The 20,518-nt window shown below is 66.3% G+C and carries 18 protein-coding genes and 1 pseudogene; 11 read left to right on the top strand and 8 right to left on the bottom strand.

Annotated elements, in window-relative coordinates:
* Positions 1-32 precede the first annotated feature (32 nt).
* Both ACNO8X_RS10865 and ACNO8X_RS10860 read left to right on the top strand, forming a co-directional pair.
* Positions 33-470 (top strand): MmpS family transport accessory protein, encoded by a 438-nt coding sequence (locus ACNO8X_RS10865; protein WP_166651317.1) that lies wholly within the window; start codon positions 33-35, stop codon positions 468-470.
* Positions 467-3,421 carry an RND family transporter gene (locus ACNO8X_RS10860; protein ID WP_418005288.1) on the top strand — a complete coding sequence of 985 codons (2,955 nt, stop codon included), beginning with the start codon at positions 467-469 and terminating at the stop codon, positions 3,419-3,421. Before ACNO8X_RS10865 ends, ACNO8X_RS10860 begins: the two co-directional genes overlap by 4 nt.
* On the opposite strand, the gene ACNO8X_RS10855 is transcribed toward ACNO8X_RS10860, so the two are convergent.
* From ACNO8X_RS10855 to ACNO8X_RS10840, 4 genes are all read right to left on the bottom strand, one after another.
* Positions 3,400-4,488: an adenosine deaminase gene (locus tag ACNO8X_RS10855; RefSeq protein ID WP_418005287.1), complete on the bottom strand. Its 1,089-nt coding sequence runs from the start codon at positions 4,486-4,488 to the stop codon at positions 3,400-3,402. The genes ACNO8X_RS10860 and ACNO8X_RS10855 overlap by 22 nt on opposite strands.
* A gap of 28 nt (positions 4,489-4,516) precedes the next feature.
* Positions 4,517-5,338 carry a dienelactone hydrolase family protein gene (locus tag ACNO8X_RS10850; protein ID WP_418005286.1) on the bottom strand — a complete coding sequence of 274 codons (822 nt, stop codon included), beginning with the start codon at positions 5,336-5,338 and terminating at the stop codon, positions 4,517-4,519.
* A gap of 73 nt (positions 5,339-5,411) precedes the next feature.
* Positions 5,412-6,728, bottom strand: a complete 1,317-nt coding sequence (locus ACNO8X_RS10845; RefSeq protein ID WP_418005285.1) for a thymidine phosphorylase — start codon at positions 6,726-6,728, stop codon at positions 5,412-5,414.
* Positions 6,729-6,811: 83 nt separating this feature from the next.
* Positions 6,812-7,207: a cytidine deaminase gene (locus tag ACNO8X_RS10840; RefSeq protein WP_418005284.1), complete on the bottom strand. Its 396-nt coding sequence runs from the start codon at positions 7,205-7,207 to the stop codon at positions 6,812-6,814.
* Between the two features lie 225 nt (positions 7,208-7,432).
* On the opposite strand from ACNO8X_RS10840, the gene sdhC reads away from it, so the two are divergent.
* The 4 genes from sdhC to ACNO8X_RS10820 are packed head-to-tail and all read left to right on the top strand — an operon-like array spanning position 7,433 to position 10,897.
* Positions 7,433-7,867 (top strand): succinate dehydrogenase, cytochrome b556 subunit, encoded by a 435-nt coding sequence (gene sdhC / locus ACNO8X_RS10835; protein WP_081936740.1) that lies wholly within the window; start codon positions 7,433-7,435, stop codon positions 7,865-7,867.
* Positions 7,864-8,346, top strand: coding sequence for a succinate dehydrogenase hydrophobic membrane anchor subunit (locus tag ACNO8X_RS10830; RefSeq protein WP_043397617.1), 483 nt, complete (start codon positions 7,864-7,866; stop codon positions 8,344-8,346). Before sdhC ends, ACNO8X_RS10830 begins: the two co-directional genes overlap by 4 nt.
* 8 nt (positions 8,347-8,354) lie before the next feature.
* The gene (sdhA, locus tag ACNO8X_RS10825) at positions 8,355-10,109 is read left to right on the top strand and encodes a succinate dehydrogenase flavoprotein subunit (protein WP_418005283.1); all 1,755 of its coding nucleotides are present in this window, start codon (positions 8,355-8,357) and stop codon (positions 10,107-10,109) included.
* A 2-nt stretch (positions 10,110-10,111) separates the two neighbouring features.
* Positions 10,112-10,897 (top strand): succinate dehydrogenase iron-sulfur subunit, encoded by a 786-nt coding sequence (locus tag ACNO8X_RS10820; protein WP_418005282.1) that lies wholly within the window; start codon positions 10,112-10,114, stop codon positions 10,895-10,897.
* Positions 10,898-10,963: 66 nt separating this feature from the next.
* On the opposite strand, the gene ACNO8X_RS10815 is transcribed toward ACNO8X_RS10820, so the two are convergent.
* The gene (locus tag ACNO8X_RS10815; RefSeq protein WP_418005281.1) at positions 10,964-11,812 is read right to left on the bottom strand and encodes a hypothetical protein; all 849 of its coding nucleotides are present in this window, start codon (positions 11,810-11,812) and stop codon (positions 10,964-10,966) included.
* A gap of 152 nt (positions 11,813-11,964) precedes the next feature.
* Between ACNO8X_RS10815 and ACNO8X_RS10810 the strand changes: the two genes are divergently transcribed.
* Both ACNO8X_RS10810 and ACNO8X_RS10805 read left to right on the top strand, forming a co-directional pair.
* Positions 11,965-12,942 carry an AurF N-oxygenase family protein gene (locus tag ACNO8X_RS10810; RefSeq protein ID WP_418005280.1) on the top strand — a complete coding sequence of 326 codons (978 nt, stop codon included), beginning with the start codon at positions 11,965-11,967 and terminating at the stop codon, positions 12,940-12,942.
* Complete coding sequence (locus ACNO8X_RS10805) at positions 12,942-14,372, top strand: FAD-dependent oxidoreductase (protein WP_418005279.1); 1,431 nt, start codon at positions 12,942-12,944, stop codon at positions 14,370-14,372. The genes ACNO8X_RS10810 and ACNO8X_RS10805 overlap by 1 nt, the downstream gene beginning before the upstream one ends.
* On the opposite strand, the gene ACNO8X_RS10800 is transcribed toward ACNO8X_RS10805, so the two are convergent.
* Positions 14,348-15,082 (bottom strand): TetR/AcrR family transcriptional regulator, encoded by a 735-nt coding sequence (locus ACNO8X_RS10800; RefSeq protein WP_418005278.1) that lies wholly within the window; start codon positions 15,080-15,082, stop codon positions 14,348-14,350. The genes ACNO8X_RS10805 and ACNO8X_RS10800 overlap by 25 nt on opposite strands.
* 67 nt (positions 15,083-15,149) lie before the next feature.
* On the opposite strand from ACNO8X_RS10800, the pseudogene ACNO8X_RS10795 reads away from it, so the two are divergent.
* Positions 15,150-15,743, top strand: a pseudogene (locus ACNO8X_RS10795) (carboxymuconolactone decarboxylase family protein); the annotation flags it as partial.
* 98 nt (positions 15,744-15,841) lie between these two features.
* The gene (locus ACNO8X_RS10790; protein ID WP_418005277.1) at positions 15,842-16,633 is read left to right on the top strand and encodes a 3-oxo-5-alpha-steroid 4-dehydrogenase; all 792 of its coding nucleotides are present in this window, start codon (positions 15,842-15,844) and stop codon (positions 16,631-16,633) included.
* A gap of 4 nt (positions 16,634-16,637) precedes the next feature.
* Here the strand turns inward: ACNO8X_RS10790 and ACNO8X_RS10785 are convergent, their stop codons facing one another.
* The gene (locus ACNO8X_RS10785) at positions 16,638-17,543 is read right to left on the bottom strand and encodes a sigma-70 family RNA polymerase sigma factor (protein WP_418005276.1); all 906 of its coding nucleotides are present in this window, start codon (positions 17,541-17,543) and stop codon (positions 16,638-16,640) included.
* A gap of 83 nt (positions 17,544-17,626) precedes the next feature.
* On the opposite strand from ACNO8X_RS10785, the gene ACNO8X_RS10780 reads away from it, so the two are divergent.
* Positions 17,627-19,348, top strand: coding sequence for an APC family permease (locus tag ACNO8X_RS10780; protein ID WP_418005275.1), 1,722 nt, complete (start codon positions 17,627-17,629; stop codon positions 19,346-19,348).
* Here ACNO8X_RS10780 and ACNO8X_RS10775 read toward each other — a convergent pair.
* Positions 19,345-20,382 (bottom strand): GGDEF domain-containing protein, encoded by a 1,038-nt coding sequence (locus ACNO8X_RS10775; RefSeq protein WP_418005274.1) that lies wholly within the window; start codon positions 20,380-20,382, stop codon positions 19,345-19,347. The genes ACNO8X_RS10780 and ACNO8X_RS10775 overlap by 4 nt on opposite strands.
* Positions 20,383-20,518 lie beyond the last annotated feature (136 nt).

Genomic DNA, 20,518 nt, shown 5'->3' with positions numbered 1-20,518 from the left:
GAGCGGAAGGTGGTCGGGTGCGGTCGTTTTCGATGGGGCGCCTGTTGAAGAAGGTCTGGATACCGCTTCTTCTGGTGGTCGTATTGGCGGTGTCGGGCCTGGTGGTGTCGCGCCTGCACGCGAAGTTCGGGTCCGAGAACCTCAATGCCCACGCCGGTGCGGGAATCGAGATCGTCCAGTTCAACCCCAAAGTCGTCGTGTACGAGGTCTACGGACCACCCGGGAGCTCGGCCGACATCAGCTACTTCGATCCGGACGCCAACGTGCACTCGGTCACCGCGACACTGCCGTGGTCGGTCACCCTGTCCACCACGCTGCCGACGGTCAGCGCGAACTTGATGGCCCGCAGCGACGGTGAGCAGAGCAGCGACCACATCGGTTGCCGCGTCACCGTCAACGGCACCGTCCGCGAAGAGAAGTCAGCCGATGGCGTCAACGCCCAGACCTACTGCTTGGTGAAGTCCGCATGACCGAAACACTTGAGACACCGCACAGCACGACGGCCAAGCGGCCCAAGTTCGCCCATGCGCTGCGCATCCTGTCGGTGCCGATCATCCTGTTCTGGATCGCGATCGCCGTCCTGGTGAACGTGATCGCACCGCCGCTGGAGGTCGTCGGCGAGCTGCACGCCGCGCCGATGGCGCCCGAGGACGCCCCGTCGATGCACGCGATGAAGTTGATGGGCGGCAACTTCAAGGAGTTCAACTCCAACAGCACGATCATGGTCGTCGTCGAGGGCAAGGAGCCACTCGGCCCGGACGCCCACAAGTACTACGACGAGATCATCCGCAAGCTGCAGCAGGATCCCGAGCACATCCAGCACATCCAGGATTTCTGGGGCGACACGCTGACGGCGGCCGGCGCGCAGAGCGCCGACGGCAAGGCGTCGTACGTGATGATCAACCTGGCCGGCGAGCAGGGCATGACGCTCGCCAACGAAGGCGTGGACGCCGTCCGCAAGGTCATCGAGGAGACCAAGGCCCCGCCGGGGGTCGAGGCGCACGTCGCCGGTCCCGCCGCACTGACCGACGACCTGCACGTCATCGGTAACGCGAGCCTCATCATGATCACGGTGATCACGCTCGTCGCGATCGCGGGCATGCTGCTGGTGGTCTACCGCTCGGTCAGGACCACGCTGGTCCAGCTGTTCCTGACGTTCCTGGCGCTGTTGACCGCGCGCGGCGTGGTCTCGGTGCTCGCCACCCACGACGTGTTCGGGCTGACGACCTTCGCGGGCAACATCCTGACCATGCTGGCGATCGCCGCCGCCACGGACTACGGCATCTTCATCTTCGGCCGGTACCGCGAAGACCGTGGCATCGGCCTGGACCGGGACGACTCGTACTACGCCACCTTCAAATCCGTCGCCCCCGTGATCGTGGGCTCCGGCCTGACCATCGCCGGCGCGACGTACTGCCTGAGCTTCTGCCGGCTGCCCTACTTCACCACCATGGGCGCTCCGGTCGCCATCGGCATGCTCGTCGTGGTGGCGATCTCGGTGACGCTCGGCCCGGCTGTCCTGTACCTCGGCAGCCGCGTCGGGATGTACGAGTCCAAGCGGCCTCCGCAGAGCCGGTTCTGGCGGCGCATCGGCACGGCCGTGGTGCGGTGGCCCGCCCCGATTCTGGTGGCGAGCCTGTTCGTCGTGCTGGTCGGGATCGTGGCCATCCCCGGCTACAAGCCCGCCTACAACGATCGCTACTACCTGCCCGAGGACGCCAAGGTCAACATCGGCTTCGCCGCCGCCGACCGGCACTTCACGCAGGCCCGGATGAACCCCGACATCCTGATGGTCGAGTCCACCCACGACATGCGCAATCCCGCCGACATGCTGGTGCTGAACAAGATTTCGAGCAACGTGATGCACACCGACGGCATCGCGATGGTGCAGAGCATCACCCGGCCACTGGGCATTCCCATCCAGCACAGCTCGATTCCGTTTCAGACGAGCGTCTCGGGCCAGACCAGCAACATGAACCTGCCGTTCCAGCGCAAGCAGCTGGAAGACCAGCTGAGGATGGTCGACGCCACCAACGTGTCGATCAGCATCCTGGAGAAGCAGTACGCGCTGTCGCTCCAACAGACCAAGCTCACCCAGGACTCGGCCGCCAAGTCCCAAGCGCTCCTGGAGGTCACCGAGGAGATGCGCAACAACATCGCGAACTTCGATGACCAGTTCCGGCCGATGCGCAACTACTTCTACTGGGAACCGCACTGCTTCGACATCCCGATGTGTGCCGCGGTGCGGTCGGTGTTCGATTCCCTGGACGGCATCGACGAGCTGACCGACAGGACAAGCGATGTCCAGGTCAACACCGACAAGCTCGCCGACCTGGCGCCGAAGTTGACGGCGCTGCTCCCCCAGACCATCGCGTCGATGAAGACCAGCCGGGACCTGTCGCTGGCGTCGTACAACTCGCAGAAGGCCCTCATCGACCAGATGCAGGCCATGAACGACACCGCGCTGTCGATGGGTGCGGCCTTCGACGGCGCCAAGAACGACGACCTGTTCTATCTGCCGCCCGAGGCCTTCCAGAACCCCGATTTCCAGCGCGGGCTGAAGATGTTCATGTCACCGGACGGCAAGTCCGCGCGCATGTTCATCACCCACCAGAGCGACCCGGCGACCGTCGACGGCATCGCCCGCGTCGAGTCCGAACGCAAGGCCGCGCAGGAGGCCCTGAAGATGTCGTCGCTGTCGGACGCCAAGATCTACCTCGGCGGCGTCGCGGCGACCTACAAGGACATGGCCGACGGTGCCCGCTACGACTTGATGATCGCCGTCGTGTCGTCGCTGACGCTGATCTTCATGATCATGCTCATCCTGACCCGCAGCGCCGTCGCGGCGTTGACGATCGTCGGCACCGCGGGCAGTTCCATCGCCGCATCGTTCGGCATCTCGGTGCTGATCTGGCAGGACCTGTTCGGCATCCAGGTGCAGTGGCTGGTCATGCTGATGTCGGTCATCATCCTGTTGGCGGTCGGTTCGGACTACAACCTGCTGCTGGTGTCCCGGTTCCAGGACGAGATCCACGCCGGCCTCAAGACCGGCATCATCCGGTCCATGGCCGGCACCGGCGGCGTCGTCACCTCGGCGGGACTGGTGTTCGCGGCCACCATGGCCGGCATGATGGCCAGCAAGCTGATCGTGCTGGCGCAGATGGGTTCGACCATCGCCATCGGCCTGCTGATCGACACCTTCATCGTGCGGTCGCTGCTGATGCCGTCGATCGCGGTGCTGCTCGGTCGCTGGTTCTGGTGGCCGCAGGTGGTCCATCCGCGGGGCAAGTACAACTTCGAGAAGTTCGTGCCCAAGTCGTTCCAGCAGGCGCAGCAGCCCGCGCCGGCAGGTGCGGCAGCCGGGCGGTCTGGCTTCGTGGACGACACCCCGACGGACAGCTACCCGACGAGCACGGCGTAACGCGGTTTGATGACGTCGTCGATGATCGCCAGCCGCTCATCGAACGGGATGAAGGCCGACTTCATCGCGTTGATGGTGAACCGCTGCAGGTCGGTCCAGCCGTAGCCGAACGCCTCCACCAGGTGCGCCATCTCCTGGGTCATGGTGGTGTCGCTCATCAGGCGGTTGTCGGTGTTGACGGTGACGCGAAAGCGCAGCCGGGCCAACCGGTCGAACGGGTGCTCGGCGATGCTCGCCGCGGCGCCGGTCTGCACATTGCTGCTCGGGCACATCTCCAGCGGAATTCGCTTGTCCCGCACGATGTTCGCCACCCGGCCGAGCCGGGGGACGTCGCCCGAGGCCGCTGGAACTTCTATGTCGTCGACGATCCGCACCCCGTGCCCCAGCCGGTCGGCACCGCAATAGGCGATGGCCTCGTGGATGGACGGCAGGCCGAAGGCCTCACCGGCGTGAATGGTGAAGCGCGCGTTGTTGCCCCGCATGTATTCGAAGGCGTCGAGGTGGCGGGTCGGAGGGTAGCCGGCCTCGGCACCGGCGATGTCGAACCCGACCACGCCGCGGTCGCGGAACCGGATGGCCAATTCAGCGATCTCGCGGGACCGGGCGGCATGCCGCATCGCAGTGACCAGGCAGCGGACTGTCGCCGCCTGCCCCGCGGCGGCCGCGGCCTTCTCTCCGTCGGCGAACCCGGCCAGCACCGCGTCGACGACCTCGTCCAGCACGAGGCCATCGGTGATGTGCAGCTCGGGCGCGAACCGCACCTCGGCGTAGACCACGTTGTCGGCGGCGAGATCCTCGACGCACTCGTAGGCGACGCGGTACAGCGCGTCGGTGCTCTGCATGACGCCGACGGTGTGCGCGAACGGCTCCAGATAACGGACCAGCGAGCCGCTGTGCGCCTGGGTGCGGAACCACATCGCCAGTTCATCGACGTCCATGGTGGGCAGGTCGCCGTAGCCGCTCTGCTCGGCCAACTCCACCACGGTGGCGGGGCGCAGGCCGCCGTCCAGGTGATCGTGCAACAGGGCTTTCGGTGCTTGCTTGATCTGATCCAGCGTCAGGGTCATGTGTCCATCTTGCGCCGGATGGTGGCTTTTAGCCCGCCGGTTCCGTGGCCGGCAGCAGCCGTGTCCGGAACAGGTCCAGTACCTGGTCCAGCGCGACTCGGGTGGCCTGGCCCGGCTCATCGATCAGGTGCTCGGTGACCACCGAGTGCGGTGGCAGCCGCGCATCCGGGTTGGCGTCGGCGTCCTCGAGTTCGACGGCGATGAAGGCGTCACCCAGCTGCTCCCGGAGGAAATCGAAACGCGCTGCCGGGACCAGCTTGTCGCTCTTGAACCGCATGCCGATGACGTTGAGCCCACGGGCACACCGGCCCTTGACGACCTCCAGGTCGGCCGGCGAGATGTCGATGTTGTGGCGCTGCTTGGCGGTCAGGCCGATCGGCATCGACGGCTGGGACAGCACCGGGGCGAGGATGACGTCGTCGGTGGCCATCGCCAGGGCGTAGCCGCCGGTGAAGCACATCCCGATCGCGCCGACGCCGGGGCCGCCGCAGCGTTCGTGTTCGGATCGCGCCAGTGCCCGCAGCCAGTCGACCACCGGCGACGTCTTGCCGGTGGCGAGGAGGGTGAACTCCTTGCTGACGCACGCCGGCAGGACCGAGGCCATGCCTTTCAACGCGGCCATGTTGCTCGCGTTGGGGTCCAGACCCGGAATGCCGAACAGGTGGGGCAGGACGGCGGTACAGCCGATATCGGCGACCTTGCGGGCGAAGTCGAGAACCTTGGGCGTGATGCCCGGAATCTCGGCGATCACGATGACGGCCGGACCGGTACCGCGGCGGTAGACGGTGCGGGTCGTGCCATCGTGGGTGAACTCGGTGCGCTCGAAGTCGCGGAGGTCATCGTCAGCCATGCGGTCGACCCTAGCGGCGCAGACCGGTCAGAGCCATGGATGCCGCTTTCGCCCAAGGCGAATCAGCCGCTGCCTACTCGACGCGGTCGAGCACCACGGGCCGCTGCGCCGGCGGCGCGTCGTCCACGGACCAGCCGCCGTCGAGTTCGGCCAAGGCTGACGACAGCCGCTCGGGAGTCTCGGTGTACAGCGTGAACAGCGTCTCGCCGGCAGCGACGGGCTCGCCGCTGCGCCGGTGGAGGTACAGCCCCGCCCCGGCCTGCACGGGGTCGCCGGGCTGGGCCCGGCCCGCACCGAGCCGCCACACGGCCATCGCGACCGCCATGGCGTCGATGTCGCCCATCACCCCACCGCGGGTCGCCGCCACCGTCTGGGTGTACGTGCCCATCGGCAGCGGCGCCTCGGGATCGCCGCCCTGCGCCACGATCAGCTGCCGGAAACAGTCCATCGCGGTGCCGTCGGTCAGTGTGTCCGCCGGATCGACGCCGTCGATACCGGCGACGTCCAGCATCTCGCGGGCCAGCGCGATGGTCAGCGTGACGACGTCGTCCGGACCGCCGCCGGCCAGCACGTCCAGCGACTCGGCGACCTCGATCGCGTTGCCGATCGCGCGACCCAACGGCCGGTCCATGTCGGTGAGCAGCGCCCGGGTCGGGACGCCGTAGGCGATACCGAGGTCGACCATGGTGCGCGCCAGCTCGCGCGACTCGGCCTCGGTCTTGAGAAACGCGCCGCGACCGACCTTGACGTCCAGTACCAGCGAGCGGGCGCCCTCGGCCAGTTTCTTGCTCATGATCGAGCTGGCGATGAGCGGCAGCGATTCCGTCGTACCGGTGACGTCCCGCAGGGCGTAGATCTTGCGGTCGGCGGGCGCCAGGTCCCCGGCCGCGAAGATCGCTGCCCCGATATCGGAAAGCTGTTGGCGGATACGGTCTTTGGACAGTTCGGCGGTGAACCCCGGAATCGCTTCGAGCTTGTCCAAGGTGCCGCCGGTATGCCCGAGGCCGCGGCCCGCCGCCTGCGGGACGGCGCCGCCGCAGGCCATGACGACGGGGACCAGCGGGATGGTGATCTTGTCGCCGACGCCGCCGGTCGAGTGTTTGTCCACCAGCGCCAGCGGCCGGCCGGCACGCCGCAGGTCGGTGAAGTCGAAGCGCTCGCCCGAGCCGACCATCGCCGCGGTCCAGCGGGCGATCTCGGCCGGCGTCATGCCGCGCAGGAAGATGGCCATCAGCAACGCCGACATCTGCGCGTCGGCCACCCGGCCGTGGGTGTAGCCGTCGATCACCCAGTCGATCGCGGCATCGGACAGCACGCCGCCGTCGCGTTTGGTGCGAATGACTGTCGGAGCATCGAGATGCGACCCGTGGTTGTGCGCGTCCGACGACACGATGACATCCTCCTGCCGGCGACCCAGGCCGCCCCGTCGAGCTGGTTACCGGCCAGTAACCAGAAGTGTTGCCCCGCTTGGCGTTACCGGCGGTTCAGGTCATCCGGCCCGAAGGCGTCGGGTAGCAGTTCGGCCAGCGCCCGCGGACCCGATGCGTGGTCGATCAGCATGGCCGGTCCGCCGTGCTCGAGAAGCACTTGCCGGCACCGCCCACACGGCATCAGCACCGCCCCGGAACCGTCCACGCACGCCAGCGCGAGCAGCCGTCCACCGCCGCTGGAATGTAGGGCACAGACCACAGCACACTCGGCGCAGAGGCCAAGGCCATATGAGACATTTTCCACATTGCAGCCCACCACGATTCGACCATCATCGACCAGCGCCGCCGCCCCCACCGGGAAGTTCGAGTAGGGTGCGTAGGCATCCTCGGAAACAGCTATCGCCTTGTCCCGCAACAGCTTCCAGTCAATTTCTGACACCACCGACACCCCGTTCCCGGCGCCCCGAAACCACCTCGAGACCCGTCCCGACCACCCAGTAAGTTAATGTAGGCAAACCTAATTTCCGACGCGGGTTCGCCATTCCCCCCACACCGTAGTTCTGACTGTGCGCAAATTGGGATTAGAGTCGCCCCGAGGTTTGGGCTCGGCACGCGAAAAAGTTGCTGCCGGGTCATGCGTCCACCGACGGCGTTGGAGGTCGAAATGAGTACAGCGGCAGCCGCGGATTCCATACCCGCGCCGCGTTCATCCCCGCAGAAGCGGCGGAGCCTGTATCGCGGAGACCCGGGCATGTGGTCCTGGGTACTACACCGCATCACCGGTGCCACCATCTTCTTCTTTCTGCTGGTCCATGTTCTGGACACGGCACTGGTCCGGGTCAGCCCCGAGGCCTACAACGAGGTGATCAACACCTATAAGACGCCGATCATCGGGTTCATGGAGATGGGCCTGGTCGCGGCGGTGCTCTACCACGCCCTCAACGGCGTGCGAGTCATCTTGATCGACTTCTGGCAGCAGGGACCCAAGTACCAGCGGGTCATGCTGTGGACCATCCTGGCCATCTGGATCGCGGTCGTCATCGCCGCAGTTGGGGTAGAGGGCATGCACATGGTTGAGCACTACGGGTGGCTCAAGTGACCACGCATACCGATTCCGGCGCCGCCGAGGCACGCCGCGGAGGACGTCCGGCCCCGGTCCTGGAGCGCGAGTACGACCGCCCCGCCGCCCTCGACCACCCGCGCGCTCCCCGACGCCCTCGCGGCATCCCGTACTTCGAGAAGTACGCCTGGCTGTTCATGCGCTTCTCCGGCGCGGCACTGGTGCTGCTCGCCCTCGGTCACCTGTTCATCGGGCTGATCTGGGCGAACGGCGTCTACCGCATCGACTTCAACTACGTCGCGCAGCGGTGGGCCTCCCCGTTCTGGCAGATCTGGGACATGGCCCTGCTGTGGCTGGCGCTGGTCCACGGCGCCAACGGCATGCGCACCATCATCGGTGACTACGCCCGCAAGAACACCACCAAGTTCTGGCTGAACTCGATTCTGCTGCTGGCCACCGGATTCACCCTGGTGCTGGGCAGCTACGTGCTCGTCACCTTCGACGCGAACATCAAGTAGGGACGCAGATGATTCAGGAACATCGCTACGACGTCGTCATCGTCGGTGCCGGTGGCGCAGGTATGCGCGCGGCCGTCGAGTCCGGTCCCCGGGTCCGCACCGCGGTGCTGACCAAGCTGTACCCGACTCGCTCGCACACCGGTGCCGCCCAGGGTGGCATGTGCGCCGCACTCGCCAACGTCGAGGACGACAACTGGGAGTGGCACACCTTCGACACCGTCAAGGGCGGCGACTACCTCGCTGACCAGGACGCCGTCGAGATCATGTGCAAGGAAGCCATCGACGCGGTGCTGGACCTCGAAAAGATGGGCATGCCGTTCAACCGGACACCCGAGGGCCGCATCGACCAGCGTCGCTTCGGCGGGCACACCCGCGACCACGGCAAGGCCCCGGTCCGCCGCGCCTGCTACGCCGCCGACCGCACCGGCCACATGATCCTGCAGACGCTGTACCAAAACTGCGTCAAGCACGACGTCCAGTTCTTCAACGAGTTCTACGCACTCGACGTGGTCCTCACCGAGACCGCCAGCGGCCCGGTTGCCACCGGCATCATCGCCTACGAATTGGCCACCGGCGACATCCACATCTTCCACGCCAAAGCGATCGTCTTCGCCACCGGCGGCTCGGGCCGGATGTACAAGACCACCTCCAACGCCCACACCCTCACCGGTGACGGCCTGGGCATCGTCTTCCGCAAGGGACTTCCCTTGGAGGACATGGAGTTCCACCAGTTCCACCCGACAGGCCTGGCCGGCCTGGGCATCCTGATCTCGGAAGCCGTGCGTGGTGAGGGTGGTCGTCTGCTCAACGCCGACGGCGAGCGCTTCATGGAGCGCTACGCCCCCACCATCGTCGACCTCGCGCCCCGCGACATCGTGGCCCGCTCGATGGTGCTCGAGGTCCTCGAAGGCCGCGGCGCCGGACCCAACAAGGACTACGTCTACATCGACGTGCGTCACCTCGGCGCGGAGGTGCTGGAGGCCAAGCTGCCGGACATCACCGAATTCGCCCGCACCTACCTGGGCGTCGACCCCGTCACCGAACTGGTGCCCGTGTACCCGACCTGCCACTACGTCATGGGCGGTATCCCGACCACGATCAACGGCCAGGTGCTGCGCGACAACGTCAACGTGGTTCCGGGTCTGTACGCCGCCGGTGAGTGCGCCTGCGTCTCGGTGCACGGCGCGAACCGCCTGGGCACCAACTCGCTGCTCGACATCAACGTGTTCGGCCGTCGCGCCGGCATCGCTGCCGCCGAGTACGCGCAGAACCACAACTACATCGAGCTGCCCGACAACCCGGCGGACATGGTCATCGGTTGGGTCGGCGACATCCTGTCCGACCACGGCAACGAGCGTGTCGCCGACATCCGCACCGCGCTGCAGCAGTCGATGGACAACAACGCTGCGGTGTTCCGCACCGAGGAGACCCTCAAGCAGGCGCTGACGGACATCCACGCGCTGAAGGAGCGGTACTCGCGAATCACGGTGCACGACAAGGGCAAGCGCTACAACAGCGACCTGCTCGAGGCCATCGAGCTGGGCTTCCTGCTCGAGCTGGCCGAGGTCACCGTCGTCGGTGCGCTGAACCGCAAGGAGTCGCGTGGCGGCCACGCCCGCGAGGACTACCCGGACCGCGACGACACCAACTACATGCGCCACACCATGGCCTACAAGCAGGGCGCCGACCTCCTGTCCGATATCCGGCTGGACTACAAGCCTGTCGTCCAGACCCGGTACGAGCCGATGGAACGGAAGTACTAACCATGAGTGCACCTGTCCTCGACAAGCCCGAAGCCGGCGACCCGCCGCTGCCCCCGGTGCCGGACGGCGCCGTCATGGTCACGCTGAAGATCGCCCGGTTCAACCCGGAGAACCCGGACGCCGCCGGCTTCCAGAGTTTCCGCGTGCCCTGCCTGCCCAGCGACCGGTTGCTCAACCTGCTGCTGTACGTGAAGGGCTACCTGGACGGCACGCTGACGTTCCGGCGGTCCTGCGCGCACGGCGTGTGTGGCTCGGACGCCATGCGGATCAACGGCGTCAACCGGCTGGCCTGCAAGGTCCTCATGCGCGACCTGCTGCCGAAGAAGGCCGGCAAGGACCTGACCATCACCATCGAGCCCATCCGCGGCCTGCCCGTGGAGAAGGACCTCGTGGTGGACATGGAGCCGTTCTTCGACGCCTTCCGCGCCGTGAAGCCGTTCCTCATCACGTCGGGTAACCCCCCGACCCGTGAGCGCATCCAGTCGCAGACCGACCGCGCCCGCTTCGACGACACCACCAAGTGCATCCTGTGCGCCTGCTGCACCACGTCGTGCCCGGTGTACTGGAGCGAGGGCTCGTACTTCGGCCCCGCCGCGATCGTCAACGCGCACCGGTTCATCTTCGACTCGCGTGACGAGGCGGCCGCCGAGCGGCTCGACATCCTCAACGAGGTCGACGGTGTGTGGCGCTGCCGCACCACCTTCAACTGCACCGAGGCCTGCCCCCGCGGCATCCAGGTGACCAAGGCGATCCAGGAAGTCAAGCGGGCTCTCATGTTCGCCCGCTAAATATCGCGTCGAGTGTTGGCTTGTGTTCGAGATTCATTGAAATTCTCGAACACAAGCCAACTTTCGTTAGTAGGGTCCGCCAGCGGCGCGGAGTCCAGTCCGGGTTCTGGTGATGATCGTGTCTCGCCGGTAACGCAACAGGTCCGCGCCGACGCGAATCATGCGCCAGCCTAGGTCTCGATACTCGACGTCTTGGTCGATATCGCGGGTGCGCTGGCGCGGGTCCTGCCAGTGCTGGATGCCGTCGTACTGCACACCGACCTTCCACTCGGGCCAACCCATGTCGATGCGCCCCACCAGGTATCGGCCGTCGAATACTTCGATCTGCGTGTGCGACGGCCGCATGCCGTGCTCGGTGAACAACAGGCGTAGTCGGGTCTCCTGCGGCGACTCTGCGCCGTAGTCAGCGAGGTCAAGAACCCGGTCGAGTTGCCTCAGTCCCCGAACTCCGGCATGGCGATCGGCGAGTGATTGCACTTCCGGGATCTTCAACTCGGTGGCCTGGAGCAAGGCGTCTACCCAGATGACGGCGAGTACCTGGCCTTTCCTTCGCCCAAGGTCAAAGACCGTTCTCGCCGGCGTCGTGACGTTGATGCCCCGCACCTGGCATATCTCGTCGTCGGCCAGCTTGTCGCTGCGGATGAGAATGCCGGGTGGCCGCGTCCTGCTCGCCTGGTTGAGCTCTGCGGGCTGCCTCGCATCGATCCACAACGAGCCGTGCAGGGCGGCGGCCGACAACCCGACAGCGGTCGCCCTGCGCTCGGACCACAGCCAGGCCGCGACCGCCTTGTCGACGGGCGTGAGCTCCTGACCACGGGCCACGTAGACATTGCGATGAATCGCGTCGTACCGAGTTCTGAGCTGATATCGATTGACCCTGCCCGCGGCCAGGGCCTCAGTGCCTAGAAATGGCATGTGGATATGACGGCTGTGCGGCCTTGCTGGTTCCATCCGGATCGAGTGTTGGCCTGTGTGCGACTGAAGCGCGAAATCTCGAACACAACCCAACACTCGGCGGGAAAAAGTCGGGTATTTACTGGGACTCACGTTCCCGGTAAATTGGTGGCATGACTCAGGCAATGAAGCCCGACTACCAGAACCTGCTCGATGTGTTGTCCGAAGGCTCGGTGCGACGCCGCTTCGACCCGTACCTCGACATCGCGTGGGATGCCCCCGACATGCAGATCGACCTGCAGGATCCGCGGTGGGTACTCTCCCCCACCATCGACCCGCTGGGCGCGACCGAGTGGTACCAGAGCCAGCCGCTGGAGCGGCGGATCGAGATCGGCCGCTGGCGGACGCTCAACACCGTCAAGGTGGGTGCGGCGTTCGAGAGCATCCTGATCCGCGGGCTGATGGCGTTCATCATGAAGCTGCCGAACAACTCCCCCGAGTTCCGGTACGCGCTGCACGAGATGACCGAAGAGTGCAACCACATCCAGATGTTCCAGGAGCTGGTCAACCGCTCCGGGACCGATGTGCCGGGCATGCGCAAGCTGTTCTTCCGGCTGTCGCCGTACATCGGATTGGTGGGCCAGTACTCGCCGACGGCGTTCATGGCCGGCATCCTCGCCGGCGAAGAGCCCATCGATCACTTCCAGAAGGCCATGATCCGCGAGGGCAACAACCTGCCACCGGCGGTGCTGCGCACCATGCAGATTCACATCGCCGAGGAGGCCCGGCACATCTCGTGGGCCAATGAGTTCCTCAAGACCCACATGCCCAAACGGTCGTGGCGGTTCAAGGCCTTCGCCACCGTCGCTTTCCCGCTGGCACTGCGCTGGTTGGCGCACGAGATCATGGCGTCGCCGAAGTCGTTCGGCAAGCAGTTCGACATTCCCGAAGACGTTATGCGGCAAGCATTCTGGCGCAGCCCGCAGTCGCGGAAGATCATGGCGAGCTTCTTCGACGAGACCCGCGCGCTCGCCGAGGAGATCGGCCTGATGAACCGCGTCGGACGCTGGATGTGGAAGCGCTGCGGCATCGCCGGTGAGACGGCCCGTTACCGCAGTGCCCCCAACCGCGAGGCACAGTTGATCGCCTGATGCCCCACGTCATCACGCAGTCCTGCTGCAGCGACGCGTCCTGCGTCTACGCCTGTCCGGTCAACTGCATTCACCCCACGCCCGACGAGCCCGACTTCCACACCGCCGAGATGCTCTACATCGATCCGGTGGAGTGCGTCGACTGCGGCGCGTGCGTGACGGCCTGCCCGGTCGACGCCATCAAGCACGACGGTTCACTGGAGCCGACTGAGCGGGTCTTCCTCGAACTCAACGCCGACTTCTACAAAGAACCCCGGCCGCGTCCGCTGCTCGCGCCGGTCGTGCCGCCACTACAGGTGCGAGCTCCCGGCGCCCTGCGCGTCGCGATCGTCGGGTCGGGCCCGGCCGCGATGTACGCCGCCGACGAAGTGCTGACGATCCCGGCGGCCCGCGTCCGGATGTACGAGCGACTCCCCCAACCTGGTGGCCTCGCCCGCTTCGGTGTGGCCCCCGATCATCGGCGTACCCGGGCGGTGTCCCGGCAGTTCGACACCATCACCGCAGACCCGCGGCTGGAGCTGGTGACCGGCGTCGAAGTCGGCACCGACGTCACACATCAGCAGCTGCTCGCCGACCATGACGCGGTCATCTACGCGGTCGGCGCAGCCACGGACCGTCCGCTCGACGTGCCCGGCGCGGACCTGCCGGGCGTCAGCTCGGCCACCCGTTTCGTGGCTTGGTACAACGGCCACCCGGATTTCGCCGACGCTGCCTTCGATCTCTCGCAGCCCCGCGCGATCGTGATCGGCAACGGCAACGTCGCACTCGACGTCGCCCGGATACTCACCACCGATCCCGACCGCCTAGCCGCCACCGACATCGCACCGCACGCCTTGAAAGCGTTGCGGCAGAGCAAGATCGAAGAGGTCGTGGTGGCCGGCCGACGTGGGCTCGCGCAGTCGGCGTTCACGGTGCCGGAGCTGATCGGCCTGACGTCCATGCCCGACGTCGACGTCGTCGTCTCCGATGAGGATTTGGCATCACTACCGAACACCGATCCGCGCGCCCGCATCCTGCGTGACCTGCCGCGACGCCCCGGCAACCGCCGCATCGTGTTGGAATACCTGCAGTCGCCCACTGCGGTCCTCGGCGAATCCGCCGCGACCGGAGTCGAATTCGCCCGCAACGAACTGGTGGCGGCTGCCGATGGCGCCACAAAGGTCAAACCCACCGGGGAGCTGCACACCGTGGGCGCGGGACTCGTGCTGACGTCCATCGGATACCGCGGCCGGCCGGTCATCGACCTGCCGTTCGACGACGCGCGCGGCACCGTCCCCCACACCGCGGGCCGGGTCGACGGCGTCGCCGCCACCTACGTGACCGGCTGGATCAAACGCGGCCCGACGGGGTTCATCGGCACCAACAAGTCGTGCGCCCAGGAGACTGTGCGCAGCCTGGTCGCTGACTACAACTCGGGGCTGCTGGCCTGACGGTTCGCCAACTCGGCGACAACGGCAACGAGCGGCTCATCCCGGCTGACGTCGAACCCGGCCGCCCGGGCGGCGCCGTCGAGGACGTACCAGGTGAAGTCGGCCAGGTGCGCGATCATCTGTTCGCGGGTGTGGGTCGGCGCCGGGCTGCGCACCCAGGCGAACAGCGTCTCCTCGACCATCGTCACGATCGCCAATGGGACCAGCTTGAACGCGCTGTCGTCGACGCCGATCGCGAGCGTGATGGCGGCGATGATGCCGTCCGCGCGTTCGATGATGCGCAGCTTCAGCTCACCGACCGCGTCGAGCGTCTGGTCACCCTCGAACGACGGGCCGTTGCGCGCAAATTCGTTGAGCCGCGGATGATCGATCATCCAGTCCGCGACCGCTTCGATGGTTCGGGTCAGGATCTCCCGGAGTGTGCCGTCGGTGATGTCGAGCTTGCCGACCAGGACAGACCCGAAGTCGTCGATCAGGTACGACCGCACCCGACGCTCGAGTTCCTCCTTACCGGAGGTCTGCCGGTAGATCACCGACTTGGCGACGCCGGCACGCTTGGCAATGCCCGCGACGGAGATGTCGGCGCCGGGCGGGCTCTCCTCGAGCAGCTCGATCATCGCCAGCAGGATCTGGGAGCGGCGTTCAGTGTTGTGCTGTTCCCACCGCGCCTCGTAGCCATTCACCGACACAGGGTTCGGGGCCACAGACATGTGTGCCACGGTAGTCGCTGACCTTTCGCGTGACGCCCGCCACACCCCGTCACACATCGCGCGGCTGCCTCGTCCAACAGATATGACGACAACACCACGCATCGCGCCCCTGCCCCCACAACGAGCCGGACTGCTGACTCGGCTCATGTACCGCTATGCCAAGCGTGAGTTCGGCGAAGTGCCCGAACCGTTCGCCGTGGCGGCGCACCACCCGCGACTGCTGGTCGCCAACGCCGTGCACGAGGGTCTGCTGAAGAGCGGTTCGAAGACGCTGCCCGAGTCGGTGCGCGACCTCGCGGTGCTCTGGACCGCGAGGACGGTGGGCTGCTCCTGGTGCGTCGACTTCGGCACCATGCTGATGCGTCTGCAGAGCCTGGATGTGGAGCGGCTCAAGCACATCGATGACTACGCCACCTCGCCGTTGTTCACCGACGACGAGCGGGCCGCTATCGCCTACGCCAACGCCATGACCACCGATCCGCACACCGTCACCGACGAGCAGGTCGACGACCTCAAGCGCCGGTTCGGAGAGGCCGGGGTCATCGAGCTGACCTACCAGATCGGCGTGGAGAACATGCGAGCCCGGATGTACGCGGCGCTGGGCATCACCGAGCAGGGCTTCAGCTCGGGCGACGCGTGCCGGGTGCCGTGGGCGCAGTGATTCGGGCGCGCTGGCTCCACGAGACGGCCAGGTGGTAGAACACGTTACAGAAATAGCGGCTCGAGTCGCTGAAACAACCTGCTCAGCGAGGAGTGTCCATGCACTGGTACACCGGCGACACGTTCTATGACACGGTGCTGACCGCTGCTCTCGCGTTCGCCGCATTCGTGATCATCGGCGGTTTCTTCGCGCAGAGTTCGTACGGGCGATTCTCGACGACGAAACTCGGCTTGAACCTCAACCCGAAGCTCGGCTGGTGGCTGATGGAAATCCCCGCGACCGTGGTGTTCCTGATCAGCTACCTGGCCGGGCCGCACCGGTTCGAGCCGACATCCCTGGTGCTCGCCGGGATCTGGCTGCTGCACTACGCCAACCGGGGTTGGTTCTTCCCGCTGGCGATCCGCCAGGCGCCCGGCAAGCGCGGCACCTTCAACGTCTCGGTGATCGTGATGGGCATGCTCGTCACGTCGATGCACGGCTACCTCAACGGGACCCTGTTCAGCCACGACTTCTTCGGGCAGTACACCACCGCGTGGCTGACCGACCCCCGATTCCTGGTGGGGTTGGCGATCTACCTGTGCGGGTTCGCGCTGCTGGTGAACTCCGAATCGATCGTTCGGAACCTGCGCGACAAGAACAATCCCGGCGGTGCGGAGTACCGGATTCCGTTCGGCGGCGGCTTCCGGTTCGTCACCAGCCCGGCATACCTGGGCGAGCTCATCGCCTGGTCCGGCTTCGCGCTGTTGACCTGGGCGCTGCCCGGCGTTGCCATCCTGCTGATCACCGCGGGCAACCTGATTCCCCGGGCACTGGGCACGCACACCTGGTACCAGGAGAAGTTTCCCGAGTACCCCACCGATCGCAAGGCGTTGCTCCCCTACGTGCTGTGAGCCGCTAGTTCTGCTTCAGCGGCGACGCCGTGAACTTGTCCGGGTTCGCGATGTCCCACAGCGCGACGACCTTGCCGTCGCGCACGGTCATCGCGGTGACGCGCGGCAACATCTCGGGATGACCGCCGTCGGCGGGTAGTCCCGGGGTGTACGCGCCGAGCTCGCCGTTGATCAACGCCAGTTGCGACGTCGAAAGCCATTGCGGTCCATAGCGTCTGGCCAAGCCGAACAGGAACCGCGCCACCTTGTCCGCGCCGACGATGGTGCGCGGCGCCGTGGGTGCCCGGCGGTTGGAGTCGCCGGTGAACGTCGCATCGGGGTGCAGCAGTGCGACGACGGCCGCCATGTCACCACCGGCGAGGGCGGCCAACAGTTTGCCGACGATCTCGTTGTGGCCGGCATCCGGCGGCGGTGCCGGGGCCGCGGCGACCGCGCGCCGGGCTCGCGACGCAAGTTGGCGTGCACCGGCGTCCGTCACGCCGAGAACCGACGCGATCTCGGAGAACGGCACCGCGAAGCCGTCGTGCAGCACGAAGGCCACCCGCTGATCGGGCGTCAACCGCTCCAGCACCACCATCGCGGCGAAGCGGGCATCCTCCCCCGCAACCACGACGGCCAACGGGTCGGAGGCGTCGAAACCCGTCACCACCGGCTCGGGCAGCCACTCACCGAAATACGCTTCGCGGCGGTGCGCGGCGGACCGTAGCCGGTCCAGGCCGAGGCGGCTGACGACCGTCGTCAGCCAGGCCCGGGGCTCGGCGATGGTGTCGATATCTGCTGCGTGCCAGCGCAACCAGGCGTCTTGCACGATGTCCTCGGCGTCGGCGTACACGCCGGTCAGCCGGTAGGCGACGGACAGCAGGTGCGGGCGCAGCCGCTCGAACTCGTCGGTGTCCTGCGCGGTAGTCACCCCACCAACCTACGACTCGTCGCTTCGAGGCGGCGAACCGTAGCATCTTCTGGTCAATCGTCAGGAATGAGCGGGGAGCGTAGATGACGGCAACTGCACCGGACATCGTCGTCGAGGACAAAGGCCTCAAGCGGGGTGCCCTCGGTCTGGTGTCCAGCGTGGTGGTGGGACTGGCGTCCACGGCGCCGGCGTACAGCCTGGCCGCGACACTCGGCCTGGTCATCGCGGCCGGCGGCACACTGCTGGCGGGCGTCAAAGCCCCTGCGATCATGCTCATCTCGTTCGTGCCGATGTATCTCATCGCCGTCGCCTACCAGGAGCTGAACAAGGCCGAGCCCGACTGCGGCACCACGTTCACCTGGGCGGCAAGGGCTTTCGGCCCGGTGGTCGGCTGGCTGGGCGGTTGGGGCATCATCGCCTCCGACGTCATCGTGATGGCCAATCTGGCGCAGATCGCCGGGTCGTACTCGTTCACCTTCGTCGGCGACCTGGGTTGGCACTCGGCGGCCGGCCTGGCGAACAGCACCCTGTGGTCGACGGTCGCGGGCGTCATCTGGATCGTCCTCATGACGTACATCTGCTACCGCGGCATCGAGGTGTCGGCCCGGTTGCAGTACGTGCTGTTGACCGTCGAGGTCGTCGTGCTGATCGTGGTGTCGGTCGTGGCGCTGGTGAAGGTGTACACGCACCACGGGCACGCCTACTCGATCATGCCGTCATGGTCCTGGTTCTGGCCTGGCGGAATGGATTTCGGCACGGTGATCGCCCCGGCGGTGCTGGCCACGATCTTCATCTACTGGGGTTGGGACACCGCGGTGGCGTGCAACGAGGAGTCCGACGATCCGGGCCGCACACCGGGCCGCGCCGCCGTCATCTCGACGTTCCTGCTGCTGGCCACCTACGCGTTGGTGACGGTCTCGACCATCGCGTTCGCGGGCGTGGGCACCGAAGGCATCGGGCTGGGCAACCAGGAGAACGCCAAGGACGTGTTCACCGCCATCGGGCCATCGTTGTTCGGCGACAGCGTGATCGGGAAGATCGGGATGCTGCTGCTGTCGGCCTCGATCCTGACCTCGGCAGCGGCCTCGACGCAGACCACCATCATGCCGACGGCACGCACCACCCTGTCGATGGGTGTATACCGTGCGCTGCCACAGAGTTTCGCGAAGATTCACCGCCAGTATCTGACGCCGACCACCTCGACCATCGTGATGGGCGTGGTGTCGGTGCTGTGCTACGTGCTGTTCACCGCGATCAGCACCGATCTGCTGACGGCACTGATCGGTTCGGTCGGCCTGATGATCGCGTTCTACTACGCCCTGACCGGGTTCGCCTGCGCCTGGTTCTACCGAAAGACCTTGACCCGCAACATTCGCGACTTCGTGATGCGTGGCCTGTTGCCACTGGTCGGTGGCATCACGTTATCCGTGGTGTTCGTCTACGGCCTGATCCAGTACAGCAAGCCGGACTGGCTCAAGGACGAAAACCACCACGACGTCACGATTTTCGGTTTCGGTGCGGTGGGCGTGGTCGGCGTCGTCGGGCTGCTGCTCGGCGTGGTGCTGATGTTCGCCTGGCGCTTCGCACGGCCGGAGTACTTCCGCGGGCTGACGCTGCCGCGGCGGCATGACCTGGTGCTCGACACCCCGGCTTCTGGTCATTCCGGACCGCCCCATTTCGGGCTGCCGGACTCGGGTGACATGCCGACAGTCATCGCGCCTGATCTGTCGAACCTGCCGCCGGGTGAGACCGCGGTGGACACGGCAACCGGCGAGGAATTCCGCCGCGACGACCGGACCGGCTAGATGCACCGGTCCGCTGACTCGGACTCCCACCCGGGGTAAACCCCACATCCACCGCCACCGGACCGCTTGACCTCGTACATGGCGGCATCGGCGTGACGGATCACGTCGTCCAGCGAGAAGTGCAGTGCCGCAGTCGTTGCCGCGGCAACCCCGATGCTGGCCGACAGCGTCGCCCCGTGGTCCAGATCGAGGTGAGTCAGCGTCGCCAGCCGCGCGAGCAGGCCAGGTATGTCGCCTGCCCCAGTCGTGAACGTCACCAGTACGAGTTCGTCGCCGCCGATCCGCGCAACAACCTCGCCGGGCCGGACGATCGCACGCAATTTGTCGGCCATCGCGATCAGTGCGGCGTCACCGGCGGCGTGGCCATGCTCATCGTTGAGTCTCTTGAATCGATCGATATCGCACACCGCCACGACCAGATTCGGCGGCGACCCCTCTCGGGCCAGAGCTCGTTTGACGGCATGGTGCATGCCGCGCCGGTTGTGCAGCCGAGTCAACTGATCTGAATGCGCCGATCGCGCCATCCTGGCGATCGCGCGCCGCCCCCGCTCGATCAGCACGCAGCCGGCCAGCGGGATACCGACCACCCAGGCCAACGCCGGCATATAGATCACGAACAGCCCGAACAAGCTGACGTGTTGTTCGACCACAGCCCAAGCGGTGATTCCGGCGATCAGCAGCGCACCGAATGCACAGTGCACAGCCAGCAGCCGCGCGCCCAGCAGAAATCCGATGAATACCCCGATGACGCCCAGATACAACGTCGTGCACAACCGTGCCTCGACGGTGGACATCGTCAGAGCAACGGCGGCGATTGCGACGTCGGCCCACACCACGAAGGCAAGCGCTCCTTTGTACTGTGGCCACGGCCACCACAGCCAGCGACAGCCAAGGCCGACTGCGGACGCGATGGCGATCGCCTGCACCACACGTGGCACTACCCCGGTGGGTCCGGCCGAATGGAACTGAACGACAACGGCCGAGCCGGCCAGCATGAAGCAGCACACGACGACCACATGGCTGAACGCGCGCATGAATTTGCCTTCGCGCAATGCATTGGTGGCAAATCGATATTCGTCGCCCCCCACCCTCACCCCCGAGACGCTCCATCTGCACTTGATGCTGTCTAGCATGCTATATCTGCCCTAGGTCTGCCTATGGCGCTCAACG

It is taken from the genome of Mycobacterium sp. PDNC021 (assembly GCF_048282635.1).
Taxonomy (GTDB): domain Bacteria; phylum Actinomycetota; class Actinomycetes; order Mycobacteriales; family Mycobacteriaceae; genus Mycobacterium; species Mycobacterium llatzerense.
Note: the sequence above shows the minus strand (reverse complement) of the source record. Positions and strands in the feature narration are given on the sequence as shown.